This window comes from Paraclostridium sp. MRS3W1 (genome assembly GCF_032465715.1).
Lineage (GTDB): Bacteria > Bacillota > Clostridia > Peptostreptococcales > Peptostreptococcaceae > Paraclostridium > Paraclostridium dentum.
In genome coordinates this window covers 1-19,025 of the sequence record NZ_JAWDJM010000106.1, presented here as the reverse complement: position 1 = coordinate 19,025, position 19,025 = coordinate 1, and the positions used below count along the sequence as shown (strand labels likewise).

Annotated in this window: 22 protein-coding genes and 1 riboswitch; of the genes, 19 read left to right on the top strand and 3 right to left on the bottom strand. The window is 27.5% G+C overall.

Annotated features, from left to right (window positions below; genetic code table 11):
• Window positions 1-180: 180 nt before the first annotated feature.
• Window positions 181-1,704 carry a YfcC family protein gene (locus tag RWY47_RS08665; RefSeq protein WP_021433044.1) on the top strand — a complete coding sequence of 508 codons (1,524 nt, stop codon included), beginning with the start codon at window positions 181-183 and terminating at the stop codon, window positions 1,702-1,704.
• A 48-nt stretch (window positions 1,705-1,752) separates the two neighbouring features.
• On the opposite strand, the gene glsA is transcribed toward RWY47_RS08665, so the two are convergent.
• Window positions 1,753-2,682, bottom strand: a complete 930-nt coding sequence (gene glsA / locus RWY47_RS08660; RefSeq protein ID WP_224170291.1) for a glutaminase A — start codon at window positions 2,680-2,682, stop codon at window positions 1,753-1,755.
• Between the two features lie 163 nt (window positions 2,683-2,845).
• On the opposite strand from glsA, the gene RWY47_RS08655 reads away from it, so the two are divergent.
• The 11 genes from RWY47_RS08655 to RWY47_RS08605 all read left to right on the top strand — a co-directional run bounded on the left by RWY47_RS08655 (window position 2,846) and on the right by RWY47_RS08605 (window position 11,999).
• Window positions 2,846-3,271: a hypothetical protein gene (locus RWY47_RS08655; protein ID WP_025163057.1), complete on the top strand. Its 426-nt coding sequence runs from the start codon at window positions 2,846-2,848 to the stop codon at window positions 3,269-3,271.
• A 115-nt stretch (window positions 3,272-3,386) separates the two neighbouring features.
• Window positions 3,387-4,853, top strand: a complete 1,467-nt coding sequence (locus RWY47_RS08650; protein WP_224170292.1) for a glycosyltransferase family 2 protein — start codon at window positions 3,387-3,389, stop codon at window positions 4,851-4,853.
• A gap of 59 nt (window positions 4,854-4,912) precedes the next feature.
• Window positions 4,913-5,029, top strand: a riboswitch (FMN riboswitch).
• Between the two features lie 181 nt (window positions 5,030-5,210).
• The gene (ribD, locus tag RWY47_RS08645) at window positions 5,211-6,308 is read left to right on the top strand and encodes a bifunctional diaminohydroxyphosphoribosylaminopyrimidine deaminase/5-amino-6-(5-phosphoribosylamino)uracil reductase RibD (RefSeq protein WP_224170293.1); all 1,098 of its coding nucleotides are present in this window, start codon (window positions 5,211-5,213) and stop codon (window positions 6,306-6,308) included.
• Window positions 6,309-6,962: a riboflavin synthase gene (gene ribE, locus RWY47_RS08640; protein WP_224170294.1), complete on the top strand. Its 654-nt coding sequence runs from the start codon at window positions 6,309-6,311 to the stop codon at window positions 6,960-6,962. It begins immediately after the preceding gene.
• A 21-nt stretch (window positions 6,963-6,983) separates the two neighbouring features.
• Entirely contained in the window at window positions 6,984-8,180 is a 1,197-nt protein-coding gene (locus tag RWY47_RS08635; RefSeq protein WP_224170295.1) for a bifunctional 3,4-dihydroxy-2-butanone-4-phosphate synthase/GTP cyclohydrolase II, read from the top strand.
• 38 nt (window positions 8,181-8,218) lie between these two features.
• Entirely contained in the window at window positions 8,219-8,680 is a 462-nt protein-coding gene (gene ribH / locus RWY47_RS08630) for a 6,7-dimethyl-8-ribityllumazine synthase (protein ID WP_021429252.1), read from the top strand.
• A 152-nt stretch (window positions 8,681-8,832) separates the two neighbouring features.
• A complete protein-coding gene (locus RWY47_RS08625) occupies window positions 8,833-9,402 on the top strand; it encodes a GNAT family N-acetyltransferase (protein ID WP_224170296.1) in 570 nt (189 codons plus the stop codon).
• Window positions 9,403-9,527: 125 nt separating this feature from the next.
• A complete protein-coding gene (locus RWY47_RS08620; protein WP_224170297.1) occupies window positions 9,528-10,334 on the top strand; it encodes a nucleoside phosphorylase in 807 nt (268 codons plus the stop codon).
• Between the two features lie 117 nt (window positions 10,335-10,451).
• Window positions 10,452-10,679: a hypothetical protein gene (locus RWY47_RS08615; protein WP_021429245.1), complete on the top strand. Its 228-nt coding sequence runs from the start codon at window positions 10,452-10,454 to the stop codon at window positions 10,677-10,679.
• 37 nt (window positions 10,680-10,716) lie between these two features.
• Complete coding sequence (locus tag RWY47_RS08610; RefSeq protein WP_224170298.1) at window positions 10,717-11,487, top strand: class I SAM-dependent methyltransferase; 771 nt, start codon at window positions 10,717-10,719, stop codon at window positions 11,485-11,487.
• A 35-nt stretch (window positions 11,488-11,522) separates the two neighbouring features.
• Entirely contained in the window at window positions 11,523-11,999 is a 477-nt protein-coding gene (locus tag RWY47_RS08605; protein WP_167402865.1) for a GNAT family N-acetyltransferase, read from the top strand.
• Window positions 12,000-12,068: 69 nt separating this feature from the next.
• Here RWY47_RS08605 and RWY47_RS08600 read toward each other — a convergent pair whose 3' ends face one another.
• Window positions 12,069-13,316, bottom strand: a complete 1,248-nt coding sequence (locus RWY47_RS08600; RefSeq protein ID WP_224170299.1) for an MFS transporter — start codon at window positions 13,314-13,316, stop codon at window positions 12,069-12,071.
• Between the two features lie 159 nt (window positions 13,317-13,475).
• On the opposite strand from RWY47_RS08600, the gene RWY47_RS08595 reads away from it, so the two are divergent.
• Window positions 13,476-13,973, top strand: a complete 498-nt coding sequence (locus tag RWY47_RS08595) for a GNAT family N-acetyltransferase (protein WP_046824406.1) — start codon at window positions 13,476-13,478, stop codon at window positions 13,971-13,973.
• Between the two features lie 143 nt (window positions 13,974-14,116).
• On the opposite strand, the gene RWY47_RS08590 is transcribed toward RWY47_RS08595, so the two are convergent.
• The gene (locus RWY47_RS08590; RefSeq protein ID WP_029878306.1) at window positions 14,117-15,160 is read right to left on the bottom strand and encodes an ornithine cyclodeaminase; all 1,044 of its coding nucleotides are present in this window, start codon (window positions 15,158-15,160) and stop codon (window positions 14,117-14,119) included.
• A gap of 439 nt (window positions 15,161-15,599) precedes the next feature.
• On the opposite strand from RWY47_RS08590, the gene RWY47_RS08585 reads away from it, so the two are divergent.
• The 6 genes from RWY47_RS08585 (at window position 15,600) to RWY47_RS08560 (ending at window position 18,988) form a co-directional block, all read left to right on the top strand.
• Complete coding sequence (locus RWY47_RS08585) at window positions 15,600-16,514, top strand: helix-turn-helix domain-containing protein (RefSeq protein ID WP_224170301.1); 915 nt, start codon at window positions 15,600-15,602, stop codon at window positions 16,512-16,514.
• Window positions 16,515-16,702: 188 nt separating this feature from the next.
• Window positions 16,703-17,116, top strand: coding sequence for a GNAT family N-acetyltransferase (locus tag RWY47_RS08580; protein WP_021429257.1), 414 nt, complete (start codon window positions 16,703-16,705; stop codon window positions 17,114-17,116).
• Between the two features lie 53 nt (window positions 17,117-17,169).
• Complete coding sequence (locus RWY47_RS08575) at window positions 17,170-17,640, top strand: GNAT family N-acetyltransferase (RefSeq protein ID WP_021429269.1); 471 nt, start codon at window positions 17,170-17,172, stop codon at window positions 17,638-17,640.
• Between the two features lie 334 nt (window positions 17,641-17,974).
• A complete protein-coding gene (locus RWY47_RS08570; RefSeq protein ID WP_224170302.1) occupies window positions 17,975-18,487 on the top strand; it encodes a GNAT family N-acetyltransferase in 513 nt (170 codons plus the stop codon).
• Entirely contained in the window at window positions 18,471-18,740 is a 270-nt protein-coding gene (locus RWY47_RS08565) for a DnaA ATPase domain-containing protein (protein ID WP_316030291.1), read from the top strand. The genes RWY47_RS08570 and RWY47_RS08565 overlap by 17 nt, the downstream gene beginning before the upstream one ends.
• A gap of 62 nt (window positions 18,741-18,802) precedes the next feature.
• On the top strand, window positions 18,803-18,988 hold the full coding sequence (locus RWY47_RS08560; RefSeq protein ID WP_021429232.1) for a hypothetical protein: 186 nt from the start codon (window positions 18,803-18,805) through the stop codon (window positions 18,986-18,988).
• The last annotated feature ends 37 nt before the right edge of the window (window positions 18,989-19,025 follow it).

The window sequence follows — 19,025 nt, the reverse complement described above, 5'->3', positions numbered from 1 at the left end:
ATTACAGACTTACTGAAAAATTGGAAATATAAAAATAGCCACTTTCACTATAAAGTGGCTATTTTTATATTTCCAATTACTAGGAAAATATTTAAAAAATTCAGAAATAAAATTAGGTTATTTAAAAATTATCAAAGTAGTGATATTATCTTATTAACAAGAAAAAAAGGAGGTAATTTTATGAAGAACAAGAAAAAGTTTTCATTTCCTACAGCGTATACTGTAATTCTAATTGTAATGCTTGTAGTTATGGGGTTAACTTACATAATACCATCAGGAAAATATGCAAAACTTAGCTATGACACTAATAGCTCAAAATTTATTGTAGAGCTTCCAAATGGAGAGTCTAATCAATATGCTGGAACTCAGGAAACACTAAATAAATTAGGAGTAAATGTAAACTTAAAACAGTTTACTAGTGGGGCTATCTCAAAGCCAGTTGCAATACCAAATACATATGAAAAATTAGCTAAAGAAAAAACAACAATATTTGGGGCTATAACAACATTTTTAAAAGCTCCGATACAAGGATTATATGATTCTATTGATATAATAGCTTTCGTATTAGTTATAGGGGGATTAGTTGGAGTTATAAATAGTACAGGAGCATTTACAGCAGGGATAAATGCACTATCTAAAGCATTAAAAGGAAAAGAAAAATGGATGATTGTAATTATAGCATCTCTTGTTGCTCTAGGAGGGACTACATTTGGATTGGCAGAAGAAACAATAGCCTTTTATCCTATAGTAGTACCTATATTCATAGCTGCTGGATATGATGCTATAGTTGCCATCGCTACAATTTTCTTAGGGTCATGTATAGGGACAATGGCAGCTACAGTAAATCCATTCTCAACTATAATAGCTTCTAATATAGCAGGTGTAAGTTTTACACAAGGTATGCCTCTTAGAATTTTAGCATTAGTTATAGCTCTTGTAGTTACTTTAATATACATAATCAAATATGGAGAAAAGGTAAAAAAAGATCCTACGAAATCTTTAATCTACGCTCAAAAAGAGGAAATAGAGAAAAGGTTTTTAGCTAGTGAAAGTGGAGACGTTGAAGTAGAATTTACATTTAGAAAAAAATTAATGTTATTAATATTTGGTTTATCTTTCATAGTAATGATTTATGGAGTTAAAGAATTAGGATGGTGGTTCATGGAAATGACAGCACTATTCTTTGCAGTAACATTTATAATGGTTCCATTATCAAAACAAAAAGAAAGTGAATTTGTGTCAAACTTCGTACAAGGAGCAGCTGATTTATTAGGAGTAGCACTTATTGTAGCACTTGCTAGAGGAGTTACAATTATAATGGACGGAGGACTTATAAGTGATACTATATTATATTCATTAAGTACTGTCGTATCAAGTATGGGTGGAATAGCATTCTCTGGAGTGATGTATTTAGTTTATATAGTATTAGGATTCTTTATAAATTCATCTTCAGGACTTGCGGTTTTATCAATGCCTATAATGGCACCTTTAGCTGATGTAGTAGGTGTTAACAGAGATATAATAGTAACAGCTTATATGTTTGGTCAAGGTTTAATTGGTATAATAACACCAACTGGTTTAATATTAGCATCACTTGCTATGGTAAATGTAACTTATGACAAATGGTTGAAGTTTGTTATGCCGCTTGTTGGAATAATAATGGTACTATCAATAGCATTGCTTTGTATAGGATCATTTATATAGAATAATAAATAAAAAAGCAACCTAATAGATATTAGGCTGCTTTTTTATTTATTCAAATATATCTAAATCTAAAGTTTTAGATAGTTCTTGTAGTAACTTAATTCCAGCGACACTATTTCCTTTTGAATCAAGAGATGGGCCAAATATACCAATACCCATTCTATTAGGAACTGTTGCTAAAATACCTCCTCCAACACCAGACTTAGCAGGGACACCTATGTGAACGGCAAATGAACCTGATTCATCGTATAAACCACATGTAACCATTATTGATTTAACGATTGTACAGATATCTTCAGGTATTAATCTTTTGTTATTCCAAGGGCAAACACCTTTATTAGCTAGAACAGATCCTATTTTAGCTAAATCTAGGGCACAAACAGACATAGAACATTGTTTAAAGTATGAGTCCAAAATATCATCAACATCTCCTGAAATTACATTTTTACCTTTAAGATAATAACCTAAAGATCTGTTTATATCACCTGTTCTTTTTTCAGATAAGTAAATTTCTTCATTGATATCTATAAAATCATTATTAGCTAACTTTCTAGTAAAATTTAAAATTCTATCAGTTTTTTCTTCACTATCTTTTCCTTTAATTAAAGAATTAACTACTATTGCACCAGCATTTATAAAAGGGTTAGACGGAACATCTTTATTATTTATATTCATATTAAGTATTGAGTTAAATGGAAAACCACTGGGCTCCGTACCAATTTTTTGAAAAACATATTCTGGAGAATGATCCATCATAGCCATTATAAGTGTAATAACTTTAGATGTACTTTCAATTGCAAAGTTAGTAGTATAATCTCCAGCAAAATAATCTTTATAGCCATCTTTTGTCAAATCGATAATAGCTATTCCTAGTTGATTTTTATCTACCTTAGAAAGGGCAGGTATGTAATTAGCAACATCACCATGTTTTATATACTCCTTATTTTTTTCAACTAGGCCTTCTAGTAAACCAAACATTAAAATCGCTTCCTTTTTTATGAAATTTATAACTAATATTTAATTACCCAAAAAAATTAAAATAAAACTAAAATGGATATTGATTCCAATTAAGTAACAATGCTTATTTTAAAGACATATTATAATAAGTAACTATATTTAAATAGTTATGATGGTGATTAATATGATAAAAAGAGTAATAAAAATTATTTTAGAGGAAATAAAAGAATTTTTTAATGAACTAGGAATAGCATGTAAATATTTAATAATTCTAGGATTAATTTCATTTGTAGTTGTGTGTATATCAATTTTCGATACTGAACTAGACGCTACTGGAAATTTAGTTACTATACGAACAGCATTTTCTTCTATTGCAGGATATATACTAGAGCGATCAACCAAAACATGCACTTCTAGTCCTAAGTTATTAAAGACTAAAGTTTTAGTGGTAGGAACTTTTGCTGTAATGGCGATGATTGTTACCATATGTGCTTATGTATTAGATATTAATGTAAATAATCCATCTCTAATATTAATTAAAAATTTATTATTTTCATCTATAGGTTTTTTAACAAGTGCAAGTAAAGACTTTACTGGGAAAGATTTATAAATTTCAGAGGTTTATCATATTAATTATGGTAAGCCTCTTTTTTTAAAATCAATAAAGTAAATTGTATATTTATAAAAGTAACTTTTTATTAAATTTATAATTGGGAGTGGATAGATTGAAGAGTTTGAGTGTTTGTATGATAGTCAAAAATGAGGAAAAAAACATAAAGAGATGTTTAGATAGTATAGAGTCAATAGCAGATGAAATTATAATTGTGGATACAGGATCAAATGATGAAACTTTAAATATATGTAGTAATTACAATGCGAAGGTAATAAACCATAAATGGAACAATGATTTTAGTGAAGCTAGAAATGTATCTTTAGAGTATGCTACCAAAGATTATATATTATTTTTAGATGCCGATGAAGAAATCTCAAAAGAAGATTTGAAAAAATTGAAAGCATTATTAAGTAGCAAAAAATTAGCAGAGGGATATTTTTTTAGACTAACAAATATAATCAACGGAATTGAAGTAGGAGAATATGTAGTTTTTAGATTTTTTAAAAATAAAAAAAAGTATAGATTTAGAGGGAAGGTACATGAACAAATAGCTAATTGTATTCAAAAGCATAATAAAGATAAGTGTATTGAAAATATAGATATTAAGATTTATCATTATGGATATGACCCAAATAAGGTTAATATAGAGTCTAAATATAAAAGAAATATGGGAATTTTAAATACATACACAGAAGAAGAAAAAGATGCCTATTATTTTTATGTTTTAGGGAATGAATACGCAAGAATCACAGATTTTAAAAGTGCGATAGAGTCTTATGAAAAATCTTTAGACCTTATGGAGTTGAAATATAATTATGTTTTTTATCCATATTTAATTCTGAACATAGTAAAGGCATATTCAAATGAAAAACAATTTTATGATTCTATAAAATTTATAGAAAAAATTAGATTGTCAATTCCAAATTTTAAAGATTTATATTTTATGGAGTGCTTAGCATATATTGAATGTGGTAAAATAAGCAAAGCATTAGAGTGTTTGAATGAGTATATAAATTGCCCAGTAGGAAATGCTTACGAATATCCACATAACAATTTCGAAAAAATATATGACATAAAAGAAATGAAAAAAAATCTAGAACAAGCAAGTACTCCTAATAATAACTTATTAAGCGCCTTAATGATAATAGATAAGTATGAAACTAGTATTATTAATACAATAAAAAGTTTCAATGAAATAGTATCTAATTTTAATATAGTAACTAGCAACAAGTGTTTAGAAATAACTGAATTAAAAAATATAGGTGCTAAAATAATTTATTCCGATGATAGAGACTTAAATTTATTAATAGAAAAATGCAAAAGTAAATATATTTTTATGGTTGATATAGGTGAAATTTGTTCAACGTTAAGCCAGAAAAAAATAATAGAATTGCTATCAAATACGAATGAAAAATTTTTTACTGTAAACATTGTAAATATAGCAAATAACACTAATTCTAAAGAAGTAAGGATTATAAAAAATGAGAACTCAAACTTTATAAATGACTATAAATATGCGTTAATAAAAAATAAAAATGTAGTAGATAGCAACATATATATTCATAAGTCATTTAATTAAAAAATTAATTTTATATGTTGACAATTTAACATATAAGAATTATTATCTAATTAGAATTGAATAATCTTCAGGGCAGGGTGAAATTCCCTACCGGCGGTAAAGCCCGCGAGCCGTAACTGGCATGATTCGGTGAAACTCCGAAGCCGACAGTAAAGTCTGGATGAAAGAAGATAATGTATTGTAATGTATATAAGCATATACTATTATTTTGATTTGTAAGCTCTGAAATATTTTATATTTCAGAGCTTTTTTAATTAATTTAATATGTGTATTTTTATGATACAAAAGCCCTGAGTTTTAAACTCAGGGCTTTTATTATTTTCTTTTATAAATCACAAGATGTGAAAGGAGAATATAATGGATGAATATTATATGGGTTTAGCTATTAGCCTTGCAAGAAAAGGAATAGGAAAAGTAAATCCTAATCCTATGGTTGGAGCAGTTATAGTTAAAGATAACAAAATTGTAGGTACAGGTTATCATGAAAAGTATGGAGGAAAACATGCAGAGATAAATGCAATTGAAAACTCAAGAGAGAGCTTAAATGGATCAACGATGTATGTAAATTTAGAACCTTGTTCTCATTTTGGTAAAACGCCTCCTTGTGTAGATAAAATTATAGAAAGCAAAATAAATAAAGTTGTTATAGCATCTGTAGATCCAAATCCGTTAGTGCAAGGCAATGGAGTTAAAAAACTTAGAGATGCAGGTATTGAAGTTAAAGTTGGAGTTTTAGATGAAGAAAATAAAAAATTAAATGAAGTTTTTTTAAAATATATAAAAAATAAAAAACCATTTGTAGTTATGAAAGTTGCAATGAGTTTAGATGGAAAAATAGCAACAACTACAGGTCAATCAAAATGGATAAGCTGTGATGAGTCAAGAAGATACGTACATAAGTTAAGAAGTGAAGTAATGAGTATATTAGTTGGAATAAATACTGTTATAAAAGATAATCCAATGTTAGATTGTAGGTTAGAAAACGGTAAAAATCCAATAAGGATTATAGTAGACACAACACTTAAAATACCTATAGATTCAAAAATTGTATCTAGTGCAAAATCAATTAGAACTATTGTAGTAACTACAAAACATGCAAATAGAAATGTAATGAAATTACTAGAGGATAAAGGTGTTGAAATATTAACTGTTAATTTAAAAAACAACTTAGTTGATTTAAAAGAAATGATAAATAAATTAGGAGAGTTAAATATAGATAGCATTTTAATTGAAGGAGGATCGAGCTTGAATTTTTCAGCAGTGAATGAAAATATAGTTGATAAAATTCAAGTATATTTAGCCCCTATTATCCTAGGAGGAGAAAGCTCTAAAACTCCTATTGGAGGACAAGGAGTAGATGATATAAAAGAAGCATTTAAACTTCATAAATTAGAGTATAAACAAGTAGGTTCAGATATTTTAATAGAGGGATATTTGAAAGGAAGTGACGATTAATTGTTTACGGGAATAGTTGAGGAAATCGGTACTATAACGCACATAAAAAATGGAGTTAAGTCATCTAAGCTTATTATTAATTGTAATAAAGTTTTAGAGACAACTGAAATAGGAGATAGCATTTGTACAAATGGCGTTTGTCTAACTGTAACAAATATAAACAAAGGAACATTTGAAGCCGATGTAATGGCAGAAACTATTAGAAAAAGTAATTTAAATACTTTAAAAATAGGAAGTAAGGTAAATTTAGAAAGGGCATTGAGTTTAAGCACTAGACTAGGGGGTCATTTAGTTAGTGGACATATAGATGGGATAGGATATATAAAAGATTTAAAAAGGGAAGATAGTGCAATTTGGATAACCATAAAAACTTCAGTAGATATACTTAGATACATTGTATATAAAGGGTCTATAACTATTGATGGAATAAGCTTAACAATAGCATATGTAGATGATGATGTATTTAAGGTTTCTATAATACCACATACACTACAGCAAACTATATTATCAAGCAAAAACATTGGAGATAGCGTAAATCTAGAATGTGACATTATAGGTAAATATGTTGAAAAACTATTAGGAATTAATAAGCCTAACAAACAACAAGCTAACAATATAAATGAAATTTTTCTTAAAGAAAATGGATTTATTTAAAATAAATTGGAGGTAGAAAAAATGTATAAATTTAATCACATTGAAGAGGCAATAGAAGATATAAAGGATGGTAAGATAGTTGTAGTTATAGATGATGAAGATAGAGAAAATGAGGGAGATTTGTTAATGGCGGCAGAAAAGGTAACTCCTGAAGCTATAAACTTCATGGCAACTTATGGTAAGGGGCTTATCTGTATGCCACTTACTGAGGAATATTTAAAAAGACTAAATATACCTCAAATGGTAAAATACAACACTGATAATCATGAAACTGCTTTTACTGTAAGTATAGATCATATAGAAACAACAACTGGTATATCAGCTTACGAAAGAGCTTTAACTATACAAAAGGTATTAGAAAAAGAATCTACTCCAAATGACTTTAGAAGACCAGGACACATATTTCCGCTAAAAGCTAGAGAAGGTGGAGTTTTAGTCAGAAATGGACATACAGAAGCAGCTGTTGATTTAGCTAGGTTAGCTGGGTTAAAACCAGGAGGAGTAATATGTGAAATTATGAGTAAGGATGGAACTATGGCTAGAACTGATGAGTTAATAGAATTTTGTAAAATACATAATCTTAAAATTATAACTATAAAAGACTTAGTTGAATATAGAAAAAGTAATGAATGCCATATAGAAAGAGTTGTTGAAACAAATATGCCAACAAAATATGGAGATTTCAAAATGTATGGATTTATAAATAAGTTAAATGGAGAGCATCATGTAGCTTTAGTAATGGGAGATATTTTACCAGGTGATGAAGTATTGACAAGAGTTCACTCTGAATGTTTAACAGGAGATGTATTAGGCTCTAAACGTTGTGATTGTGGAGAACAATATGATGCAGCTATGAAAGCAATAGCAAAAGAAGGTAAAGGGATATTATTATATTTAAGACAAGAAGGTAGAGGGATAGGTCTAATAAATAAACTAAGAGTATATGCCTTACAAGATGAGGGGTTTGACACAGTAGATGCAAATTTAAAACTAGGATTCAAAGCAGATATGAGGGAGTATTTTATAGGTGCTCAAATACTTAAAGATTTAGGAGCTAGAAAACTTAGGTTAATGACAAATAATCCAAGAAAAATAAATGATTTAAGTGAACATGGGATAGATATAGTAGAAAGAGTACCTATACAAATGAATCATAATGATGTTAATGAATTTTATTTAAAAACAAAGAAAGAAAAGCTAGGGCATTTATTAGCATAATTGCAAATTACATAAATTAAACTAAAGGAGATATGTATATGAGAATAATAGAAGGTAACTTAGTAGCTAAAGATATTAAAATAGGGATAGTTGTTGGGAGATTTAATGAGTTTATAGTATCTAAATTATTAGGTGGGGCGTTAGATGGATTAAAAAGACATGGAGTAGACGAAGATAATATTGAAGTTTCTTGGGTTCCTGGGGCTTTTGAAATTCCATTAGTTGCTAAAAAAATGGCACAGTCTAAAAAGTATGATGCTATTATATGCTTGGGAGCTGTTATAAAAGGATCAACACCTCATTTTGATTATGTATGTGCAGAAGCTTCTAAGGGAATTTCATCTGTATCACTGAGTGAGGAGTTACCTGTAATATTTGGAGTTTTAACTACTGATACAATAGAACAAGCTATAGAAAGAGCTGGTACTAAAGCTGGAAACAAGGGATATGATGCAGCAGTTACAGCTATTGAGATGGCTAATTTACTAAAATTAATTTAATAAAATATAAAAATAGCTAAACCATTATTTACGGTTTAGCTATTTTGTTACGTTAACAAATAATTTTTATATATAAATTATATACTCGAAAGGATATATATTTATTTAGTTTAATATTTTATAGTAACACAAATTGAAAAGAGGGAATGCGTATGTATTTAAAAAAGCTAATCGGTAAAAAGATATATTTATCTCCAATTGATAAAGAAGATTATGTTAAATATGCAGAATGGGTAAATGATATGGATGTTGCTATAGGCATGACATTTGCAAGTATGTTAATTGATGAAGAATCTGAAAAGAATGCATTAGAGAGATTATCAAAATCGCAGTTTAATTTTGCTATTATACTTAACGAAACAAATGAAGTTATTGGAAATGTTGGGTTCCCAAGTTTAGATTATATAAATAGGATTGGTGAGGTCGGTATATTTATAGGAGATAAGGATAATTGGGGAAATGGATATGGAAAAGAAGCATTAAGTTTATTATTAGATTTCGGATTTAATTTGCTAAATTTGAATAATATATTTCTTAAAGTATACTCATTTAATAAGCAAGCAATAAAATGTTATAGTAAAATTGGATTTAAAGAAGCGGGAAGATTAAGAGAAGCTAAGATTATTGGTTGCAACAAGTATGATGAAGTATACATGGACATATTAGCTAATGAATTTAAATCACCATATATAATATCGATTTTAGAAAATAAACTTAATTAAATTATATTTTAAAACTAGGAGGATTTCATTATCATCATACAATAGAGTATATAGGTAAAAAGGTAGAATAGATTAGTATTACTTAAAAGTTTGATATTATACAAATAAGAATTCAGGAGGAATATATGATACTTAAAGAGTTCGATAAAAATAAATCTGCTATAATCAATGCTTTTGATATTATTAAACCAATTGATGGGTTTCCTAAAATTGCAGTATCATGTTTTTCAAAATTTACATTTGATAGATTGGTAAATGAACTCAATGCTGTTAAAATTACTTCAACTTATATAGCAAATATGGAAATTCCTATTTACAAAGCAAATTACAAGGGTCTTGAAGTTGCTTTATTTACATCTTATGTTGGGGCTCCAGGCTGTGTTGCAGTAATAGAAGATATTTTTGCAATGGGTGCTGAAAAATTAATTGTTTTCGGTACTTGTGGTGTACTGGATTCATCTATAGATGACTTTTCCATAATCATACCTAATAAAGCTATGAGAGATGAAGGTACTAGTTTTCATTATGCACCACATTCAAATGAAATAGATGTAAATCCAAAATATGTAGATGTATTTGAAAATATACTAGATCATTATAATTTGAAATATCATATAGGAAAAGTGTGGACAACAGATGGAATATATAGAGAGACACATGATAAGGTTAAATTGAGAAAATCACAAGGATGTATTTGTGTAGACATGGAATGTTCAGCACTTGCAGCTCTTGCTCAATTTAGAGAAAAAGATATATTTCATTTTTTCTACGCAGCAGATAATTTAGATTGTGAAGAATGGGATGCAAGAAGTCTATCAAATGAGGCCAATCCGTTACAAAAGGATAGAATTGCTACACTTGCTATGGAGTTAGCATGGTGCATTGGCTACAATAGACAACTTTCAAGTTTAAGTGTTAATTTAAATGAATAAAACATATACATATCACTTAGATACTTGTGAGAATACCAACTTAATAGGATATAGTAAACATTGTTTATATATAGGTAGAAAGAGCATTTAAGTCAATTAGATTAAAGGGGTATTCATATGAAAAAAGAGTTTTTATCTAACTTAGCATCAATAATTTCATTAGTTTCAATGTTATTAGTAATTTTAAAATTATTTGGGCTGATGGAAATACCTATAATGCTCATAGACTTATTATTTATAACGTTGTTAAGTGTTATGACATTGATGAATTATAAGAACAATAAGAAGGTTCAAATGTTTATAGGAATTTTGATTCTAATTATTTTTATATATTTAATGATTTAGAAAATATAGTTGTATTAACAAATAGTAGGGGGTACATATGGATATAAGAAAACACAATGAACTTGCTTGGGATAATGAAGTTAAAATAGGAAACAAATGGACAATACCCGTAAGTTCCAGCGATATTAAAAGGGCTAAAAAAGGAGAGTTCACAATATTATTAACACCAACAAAGCCTGTTCCTAAAAATTGGATTGGAGATGTATCAGGAAAAGATCTATTATGCCTGGCATCTGGAGGAGGGCAGCAAGGACCTATATTTTCAGCGCTTGGAGCTAATGTAACTGTTTTCGATAACAGCAAAGAACAATTATCAAAAGATAAAATGGTAGCGAATAGAGATGATTTAAATATAAACCTTGAACAAGGTGATATGAGGGATTTATCAAGATTTGATAATGAAACTTTTGACTTTATATTTCATGCAGTTTCTAACTGTTTTGTTGATAATGTCGAAAAGGTATGGGCTGAGTGTTATAGAGTTTTAAAGCCAGGGGGAGTATTAATATCAGGATTTGCAAATCCTATTTCATATATATTTGATTTATACGAATGGGAAAAAAATAATAAACTTATTGTAAGAAACAGCATACCATACTCTGATGTAGAACAGCTTCCAAAGGACCAGTTAGAAGAAAGAATAGAAACAAAAGATACATTAGAATTTGGACATTCTTTACAAAGTCAAATAGGTGGTCAAATAGATGTTGGTTTTGTAATTAGTGGTTTTTATGAAGATAAATTAGGGGATGGATTATTAGATAATCATATTGATACATTTATTGCAACTAAAGCAATAAAGTTATAATTAATCACATCGTTTTTATTTTAGGAGGTAAGTATTTGTTAACTAGTGATAGATTAGCTATTAGAAATTTAACTACTGATGACTTAGATATTTTATATGAGTATAGAAATAATAAAGAATGTAGTAAGTATCAACGTTGGGAGGATACTTCAAAGCTCTACATAGAATATTTAATAAATAAGGAAAAGTACAAGGTATTTGGAGTAGACACTGGTAACTTTGCCATAGTTAATAAAACTTCTAATGTAATTGTTGGGGATATATTTTTTAGTATTAAGGATAAAACAATAACTCTAGGTTATACAATAGCGCCTAAACACCAAAGAAAAGGATATGCATTTGAAATACTGTCAGAAGTATTATTATATATTGATAAAAGCTTTCAAGATTATGAAACTGTGGCACTAGTTGATCCACTTAATGAACCTAGTATAAAATTATTAGAAAAGTTAGAGTTTGTAAGAGAGGAATATATTGAAAAGTTTAAAAGCATTTTATATGTAAAAGTATAAATATAAAAATGACCTTAAAATCTTTTTTGATTCTAAGGCCATTTATTTTAAAGTCATAAATTACTTTATTTATTCAATATTATGCTTACGCAATAGCATACATTTTCGTCTATAAAATATTATTAAAGCAATATATGCAATAGCTGAAATGACATATGGAATAGCTATATACATATAATCAAATAACATTCCATAGAACAACTGTCCTAATGGAACTAATCCAATAAACATTGTAGTGATAATACCGTTAGATCTTCCTATATATTCAATATCTATAGAGTTTTGAATTAATGTCATAATTGCGATATTAAGAGGTCCTTCAACTAAACTTATTATAAAAAACAATATTAAGTACAGTACATATGAACCAAATAAGTTATTTAAAAAGTTAGTACTTATTAATGAGATTAATAATATAAGTATTGCAGATATAAATATTGATAATTGAAATAGTTTTTGAAGTGATATTTTATTTTTAGTGAATGCATATAAAACTGGACCCATAAATGAGGCTATAACGCCTATAGTTTCTATTAGTGAAAACTGTTCATTACTTACTTTAAATTGTAGTTTAGCTATATATCCCGTTCCTACAGAGAACAAAGGAGCGGAAAAGAAATTAAAAAGCATAATAGTAACAGCTAAATACCACAGATTTTTATTATTAAAAATGTATGTTATTCCTTGAATAAAATCAGAATTGAATTTTTTAAAACTTAACTTATCGATAGTTTCTTTTTTAAGAGGTATATGTATTTTAAACTGTAAGATAGCAGCTAAAATAAAGCTTAAGCCATTTAGTAAAAATATAATTTTCAATCCAAATAAGCTATAAACGATAGCACCTATCATTGGAGCTATCATATATTCTATTGAGTCAACAAAAGAATTTACAGCGTATGCATCAGATAGATTCTTGTCTTTTACTATTATTCTTATTACTCCCGCACTTGTAGGTGAATAAAATGCCATTATAAATCCTAAGGTAATAACTATTGCATATATTACACTTAGTGTTATTTTGTTATTAAATAACAAGATTGTTGGAACTATTATTACCATAGCACTAATAATGTTTAAAATTACCATAAACTTCTTCCTATCAACCCAATCGGATATAACACCACAAAATGGTCCTAATATTAGTTGAGGTAGTGATGATAATACCAATACACTTGCAAATTTTACACTGGATTGAGTGGTATCTAAAACGTACAATGAAAGTGCAGTATTTTGTACTATTGTACCTACTGTAGATATAAAGGTTGCAGACATTAATAAATTAAAATCCTTATTTTTTAATAAACTTCTATTCATATACACCTCTTTGAAATTAAACGAATTTTCAAACTACTACTTAAAGTGTAGCAGGAGTTAAGAAGTATTAAAAGAAAATTATAAATATAAGATACTTTTATGAATAGTATTTAAATGATATTTATATAGAAACTACAAAACAAATTTAAGGAGGATTAAATGCCTATTGATAAAATAAACCAACCTCAAATAATTTACATAGACAGTAAATTAAGATTAAGAAGATTTGATGATGATTATAATTTTGCACTTCAATGGTATCAAGATTTAGAACTAGTAAAGCTAGTTGATGGACCAGCGGCTAGTGTATATACAAAAGAAAAGCTTAAAAGGATGTATGAGTATTTAAATTGTAGAGGAGAATTATATTTTATAGAAGTTTTAGAAGAAAATAAATATAAGCCTATTGGGGATGTGGCTTTGTGTAAAGATAATTTACCAATTGTTATAGGCGATAAACTATATCATAATAAGGGGATTGGAAAAGGTGTTTTAAGGTCATTGATTTTAAGAGCGAGAGAGTTGGAACTTGAATGTATAAATGTTCAAGAAATATATGATTATAATATATGCTCTCAAAAACTATTTGAGAGTTTTGGCTTTAAACAATCTGGTAAAACTAAAAATGGCAAATCATATGTATTAAACTTAAAATAAGTTATATTATTTAAAGTATGATTAATAAGAAGAGAATTATTTTATACAATAAATTCCTTTTTAATATATTAACATATAAAAAATATTATAAGTTACAGTAAAAAACATTCCACTTTTCAGCAGAATGTTTTTTACTTCAAATTTTATACGTTAATAGCTTTATTGCCTAATAGACTATATAAATTTTTAGGATTTTCCAATTTTGGTACAAGAATTTGAGGCACTCCTATATTTTCTTCTTTATCAATGTCATACATTAATCGTAAAATTGAAAAATCTTCTAAAGCAAAACCTACTGAGTCAAAAATAGTAATTTCATCAGTTTTTCTATCTATAGGTTTTCCAGTTTTAATTACATTCCAAATTTCAGTCACTTTAAAGTTCTCATCCATATGCTGAATTTCTCCTTCTATACGACTTTGAGGTTCAAATTCAACATAGACATCACCCATATTAAGAACTTCTGAATCCAGCTCAGTTTTCCCAGGGCAATCTCCACCAACCCCATTTATATGCATACCTGGTTCAACCATATCTGGGGTAATAATTATAGCATTTCTTTTGTCGGCAGTAACAGTTGTTATAATGTCAACACCTTTGCATGCTTCTTTTGTGCTATTACATTTTACTAACTTAAGATTATTTACATCTTTTAGATTGTCCATCAATTTACGAGTAGCTTCTGGATCTACATCATAACAATAAATCTCTTCTATACCTAATATGTGATGAAAAGCAAGGGCTTGAAATTCACTTTGGCAACCATTTCCAATTAGTGCCATTTTCTTTGGATTGGGTTTAGCTAAGTACTTTGCAGCCATTACAGAAGTAGCAGCTGTACGAATAGCTGTTGTTAATGTCAATTCGCTTAAAAATAGTGGGAATCCAGTTGATACTTCTGCTAAAAGACCGATACCCATTACTGTTAAATAATTGTGTTTAGGATTTTCAGGATGTCCATTTACGTATTTAAATGAATAAGTTTCTGAATCTCCTATAGGCATTAATTCAAGTACTCCGATGTCACTATGGTGTGCAGTTCTTGGCATTTTTTGAAACTCGTTCCAACGTTTATAATCGCTTTCTAGATATGGAACAAGACGCTTCATAACAGTTTCTGGACCAACTTTTTTCAAATATTTTGCCATAGTAGGCAAATCAATATATCTTGTTTTTAATGTTTCCATTTTAACACCTCTCATATAATTTTTAATTTAATTACGCAGACCTTTCAAGATCTAAATTTTCAATTATTGAGAAAACGTTTCCAAGATTGATTATAGCAATCTAGTGGATTTATTTCAATCATTATTGAAAAGTATTCTAAATTTTGACAAAACCAAATTGTTGATTTGCTTTTAGTTGTTTTTAATCTAAAATCGTTAAATTAGATATTTTAATAATTTGCCAGTTATAGTGAGTTGTGAACGAGAAGTTGAAGAGCTTTTGGATATTGATGAAGCGGTGGGGAGTAGGTTGATTGAAATGAGTAGGGGCAGTGTTGTGGAGTTCAAGGGTAGTATATGATTATACTATACTTTAGAATTTGAGCAATCGAGGAACATCCAATTTTGACTTAGATGAAATATAATTATATTAATAAAAGTATTTAGGGAGTAGAAATCTATGAAATATAAGGTAGCTATCTTAAAAAGTATAGAATTTATAGAAAAGAACTTGAAAAATAATTTATCATTAAAAACTATATCCAACCATGTAGGGTATTCTGAATATCATTTTTCAAGGGTTTTTAAATCTGAAATGAATATGTCTATTATGGAATATGTTCAAGAAAGAAGGTTGTTGCTAGCCTCAAAGGAGATATTTGAGGGTAGAAAAATAGTTGATGTATCATATGATTATCAATATGATACTCATAGTGGTTTTTCAAAAGCATTTAAAAAGAAATTTGGTTTTACTCCAACCCAACACTTAATTTATGCAATAAAAATATTAGAAAATATAAAAAATGAGAATAGAGAGGGTTTAATTATGAAAAATGAAAATAGTAAAGGTATATTTATAGAACCATCTATTGAATTTACAAGTGCAGAACAATTATACAATCAATTAATTTTAAATCTAAAAACTAAATATAACTGTTCAGATTTAGAAGAAATAGAAAAAGCTTATTTGTTATCTTGTGAAGCTCATAAAGACCAATATCGTAGATCAGGGGAGCCTTACGTGATCCATCCTCTAAATATAGCTTTAATATTATCTCAAATAGATGTAGATAAAGAATCTATAATAGTTGGATTACTTTATGATGTTATAACAAAAAATACTCCGATTACATTAGATGTTGTTGAGTCTAAATTTTCAAGAGAAATCTCCTTATTATTAGATGGTAGAGTATTTGTTATTCAACTTGCATCTAGACTTCATAATATGAGAACTATAAAGCATATGAGTCCAGAGATTTATAAGGAAAAGGCAGAAGAAACAATAGATATATTTTCACCTATAGCTGCTAAATTAAATCTTATAAAGTTAAAAATGGAATTAGATGATTTATCAATCAAATATTTAATTGACTAAAACTGATATATTAAGGTAAATAGATAACATAATAAAACGAGTGATGCAATTTTTACTTCTTATTTATATTTGAACTTTTATATATAAAGAATGATTAAAACCAAGTTAAACTAGCAAAAAAAAAGGTGTTTAAACTGATGTATACAATTAAATTAATATATGATAAAAATATAGATTAGGAGGAGATTATGAATAAATTAACATTTATAGATGATATTAAATTAAATAAAAATGATTTGATAAATTTATATAATAATGTTGGATGGAGTTCATATACTAACGATATTGATACGCTAATTAAATCAATTGAAAATTCATTAAAAGTAATATCTGTTTGGGATAAAGATGAGTTAGTTGGGTTAATAAGAGTTGTAGGGGATGGGTATTCTATCATTTATATTCAAGACATTTTAGTACTAGATAATTACCAAAGGCTAGGAATTGGACGGAAGTTAATAAGTATTATTCTTGATGAATATAAAAATGTAAGACAAAAAGTTTTATTAACGGATGATGAAGAGAAAACTATATCTTTCTATGAGAATATCGGTTTTAAGAAATCTAAAGAATTTGGATGTATAGCATTTGTAAAATTTAAATAATATAAGGAAAGTAAGGGGAGATTATTATTTATTTTGAATTTAATGATTTTTATATGAAATTAATTGATAGTAAAGATTTAAGTGATATTACAAGAATATATAATTCAAATAAGGGTTTTCTAAAAAGACACATAGGCAAAGAAATTGTAACTACAAAATGGGTACATGATGAATTAAATATAATGAAAAATGAAGGTTTTTACTCATGTAAAATTATTCAAAAAGAATCAAATGAAATAGTGGGATTAATTGATTTTAAATTAGGTAAAGAAACTTATTTATCATTACTTATGATTGATAATAATCTTAGAGGTCAAGGTATTGGTATGAAGGTGTATAAATTATTTGAGATATATAGCAAGTGTTATAATAGTGAGAGTTTAAGAATTGATGTTGTTAAAAATTATAATAAACATGTTATTGATTTTTGGATAAAAAATGGATTTAAAATGATAGAAAATATAACTTTAAACTGGAATGAAAAAGTGTTACCTGCTGTTGTTATGAAAAAAGGCATACAATAAATTTATATTATTAAAAAGCAGACACTTTTTAATAATAGTTTAAATTAGCATAAATAGCTGTACATGAATTGGAATTTAACTTTCATGTACAGTTTTTTTATTTACAAAAGATATTATAGAATCACAAGTTAATATAGGAGCGATGGTTTGGGCAATAAGTTATACAAAGAAGTGATTTAATTCCAGTACTAATTTAATTATATATAGTAATAACATTTAATAGATAGCTTTTATATATGAAAATAGTATTTTAAAATAAGTTAAAGTAGCAAAAGAAAAGGGATTTAAAGATTTATATTTAATTAAAATATAAATTAGTTAGGGAGATGATATTTTGAATATTAACATTAGTATTAATGAAATCAATGACTTATTATTTCTAGATACTACAAAAATGATTACAGAGTTAATGAATTATCATAGAAAATTAAATAATGCACCAAAAGAATATTGGCAGACTGATGAGCAGTCTAGGGTAACTTTAGATGAATGGATGAAACAAGGATCAGTATATAATATTTTTTTGGATAATGAGCTTGTTGGATTTTTCTATGTTAGATTTGGGGGTCAAAATGTTGCTTGGTTAGAAGATTTATTCATAATAGAAGCTTATAGAAATAAGGGTATTGGAAAAATTGCAATGCAAAAGTTAGATGAATTAATGATTGAAAGAAGGGTTGTATCAATGTTTGTTGATGTAATCCCTAGAAATACAAGTGCTATAAAATTATATAGAGAATGTGGTTTCGACCACTTAAATATAATTCAATTGCGAAAAAATTATGATGAGAGATTAAATAAAAAAGATGATATAGAAATTTTAGGATTTAATTTTAAAAAATATTAATTATAATAGCTTTAATGAAATTAAAAATACTAGAAATAATTTAATAATGTTTTTAGGAGAAGTAGGCTCAGGTAAAACTCATTTATCATCATCGATTGCAAATAAACTTATGGATAATTGTGTTGGAGTTTTATATATGTCTTATCGAGAAGCTATAACTAAGATTAAACAAAATGTAATTGATATTGAAGAATATGAAAGGATTATTGGTAGATACAAAAGGGAAAATGTACTTTTATTAGATGATTTATAACTATGAATAATAAAGATTTAATAGATAAATAATATTAAAAAATACTTTAGGAGGTAACAATTATGGAAATGAACACACAAGATTGTTTAAAAAAAGCATTACTAGATACTCAAGAAAAAGTAAGGGATTTTATGCAATACGCTGACAGTGTAGATGATAAAGAGTTAAGTAAATGTTTTAAAGAATTTGCGGAAGAAGAAGGATTACAAGCTCAAAAGCTACAAAAACAAATTGAAAGATTTCAATAATATTTATAAAAAGACTATCTTTTAGATAGTCTTTTTA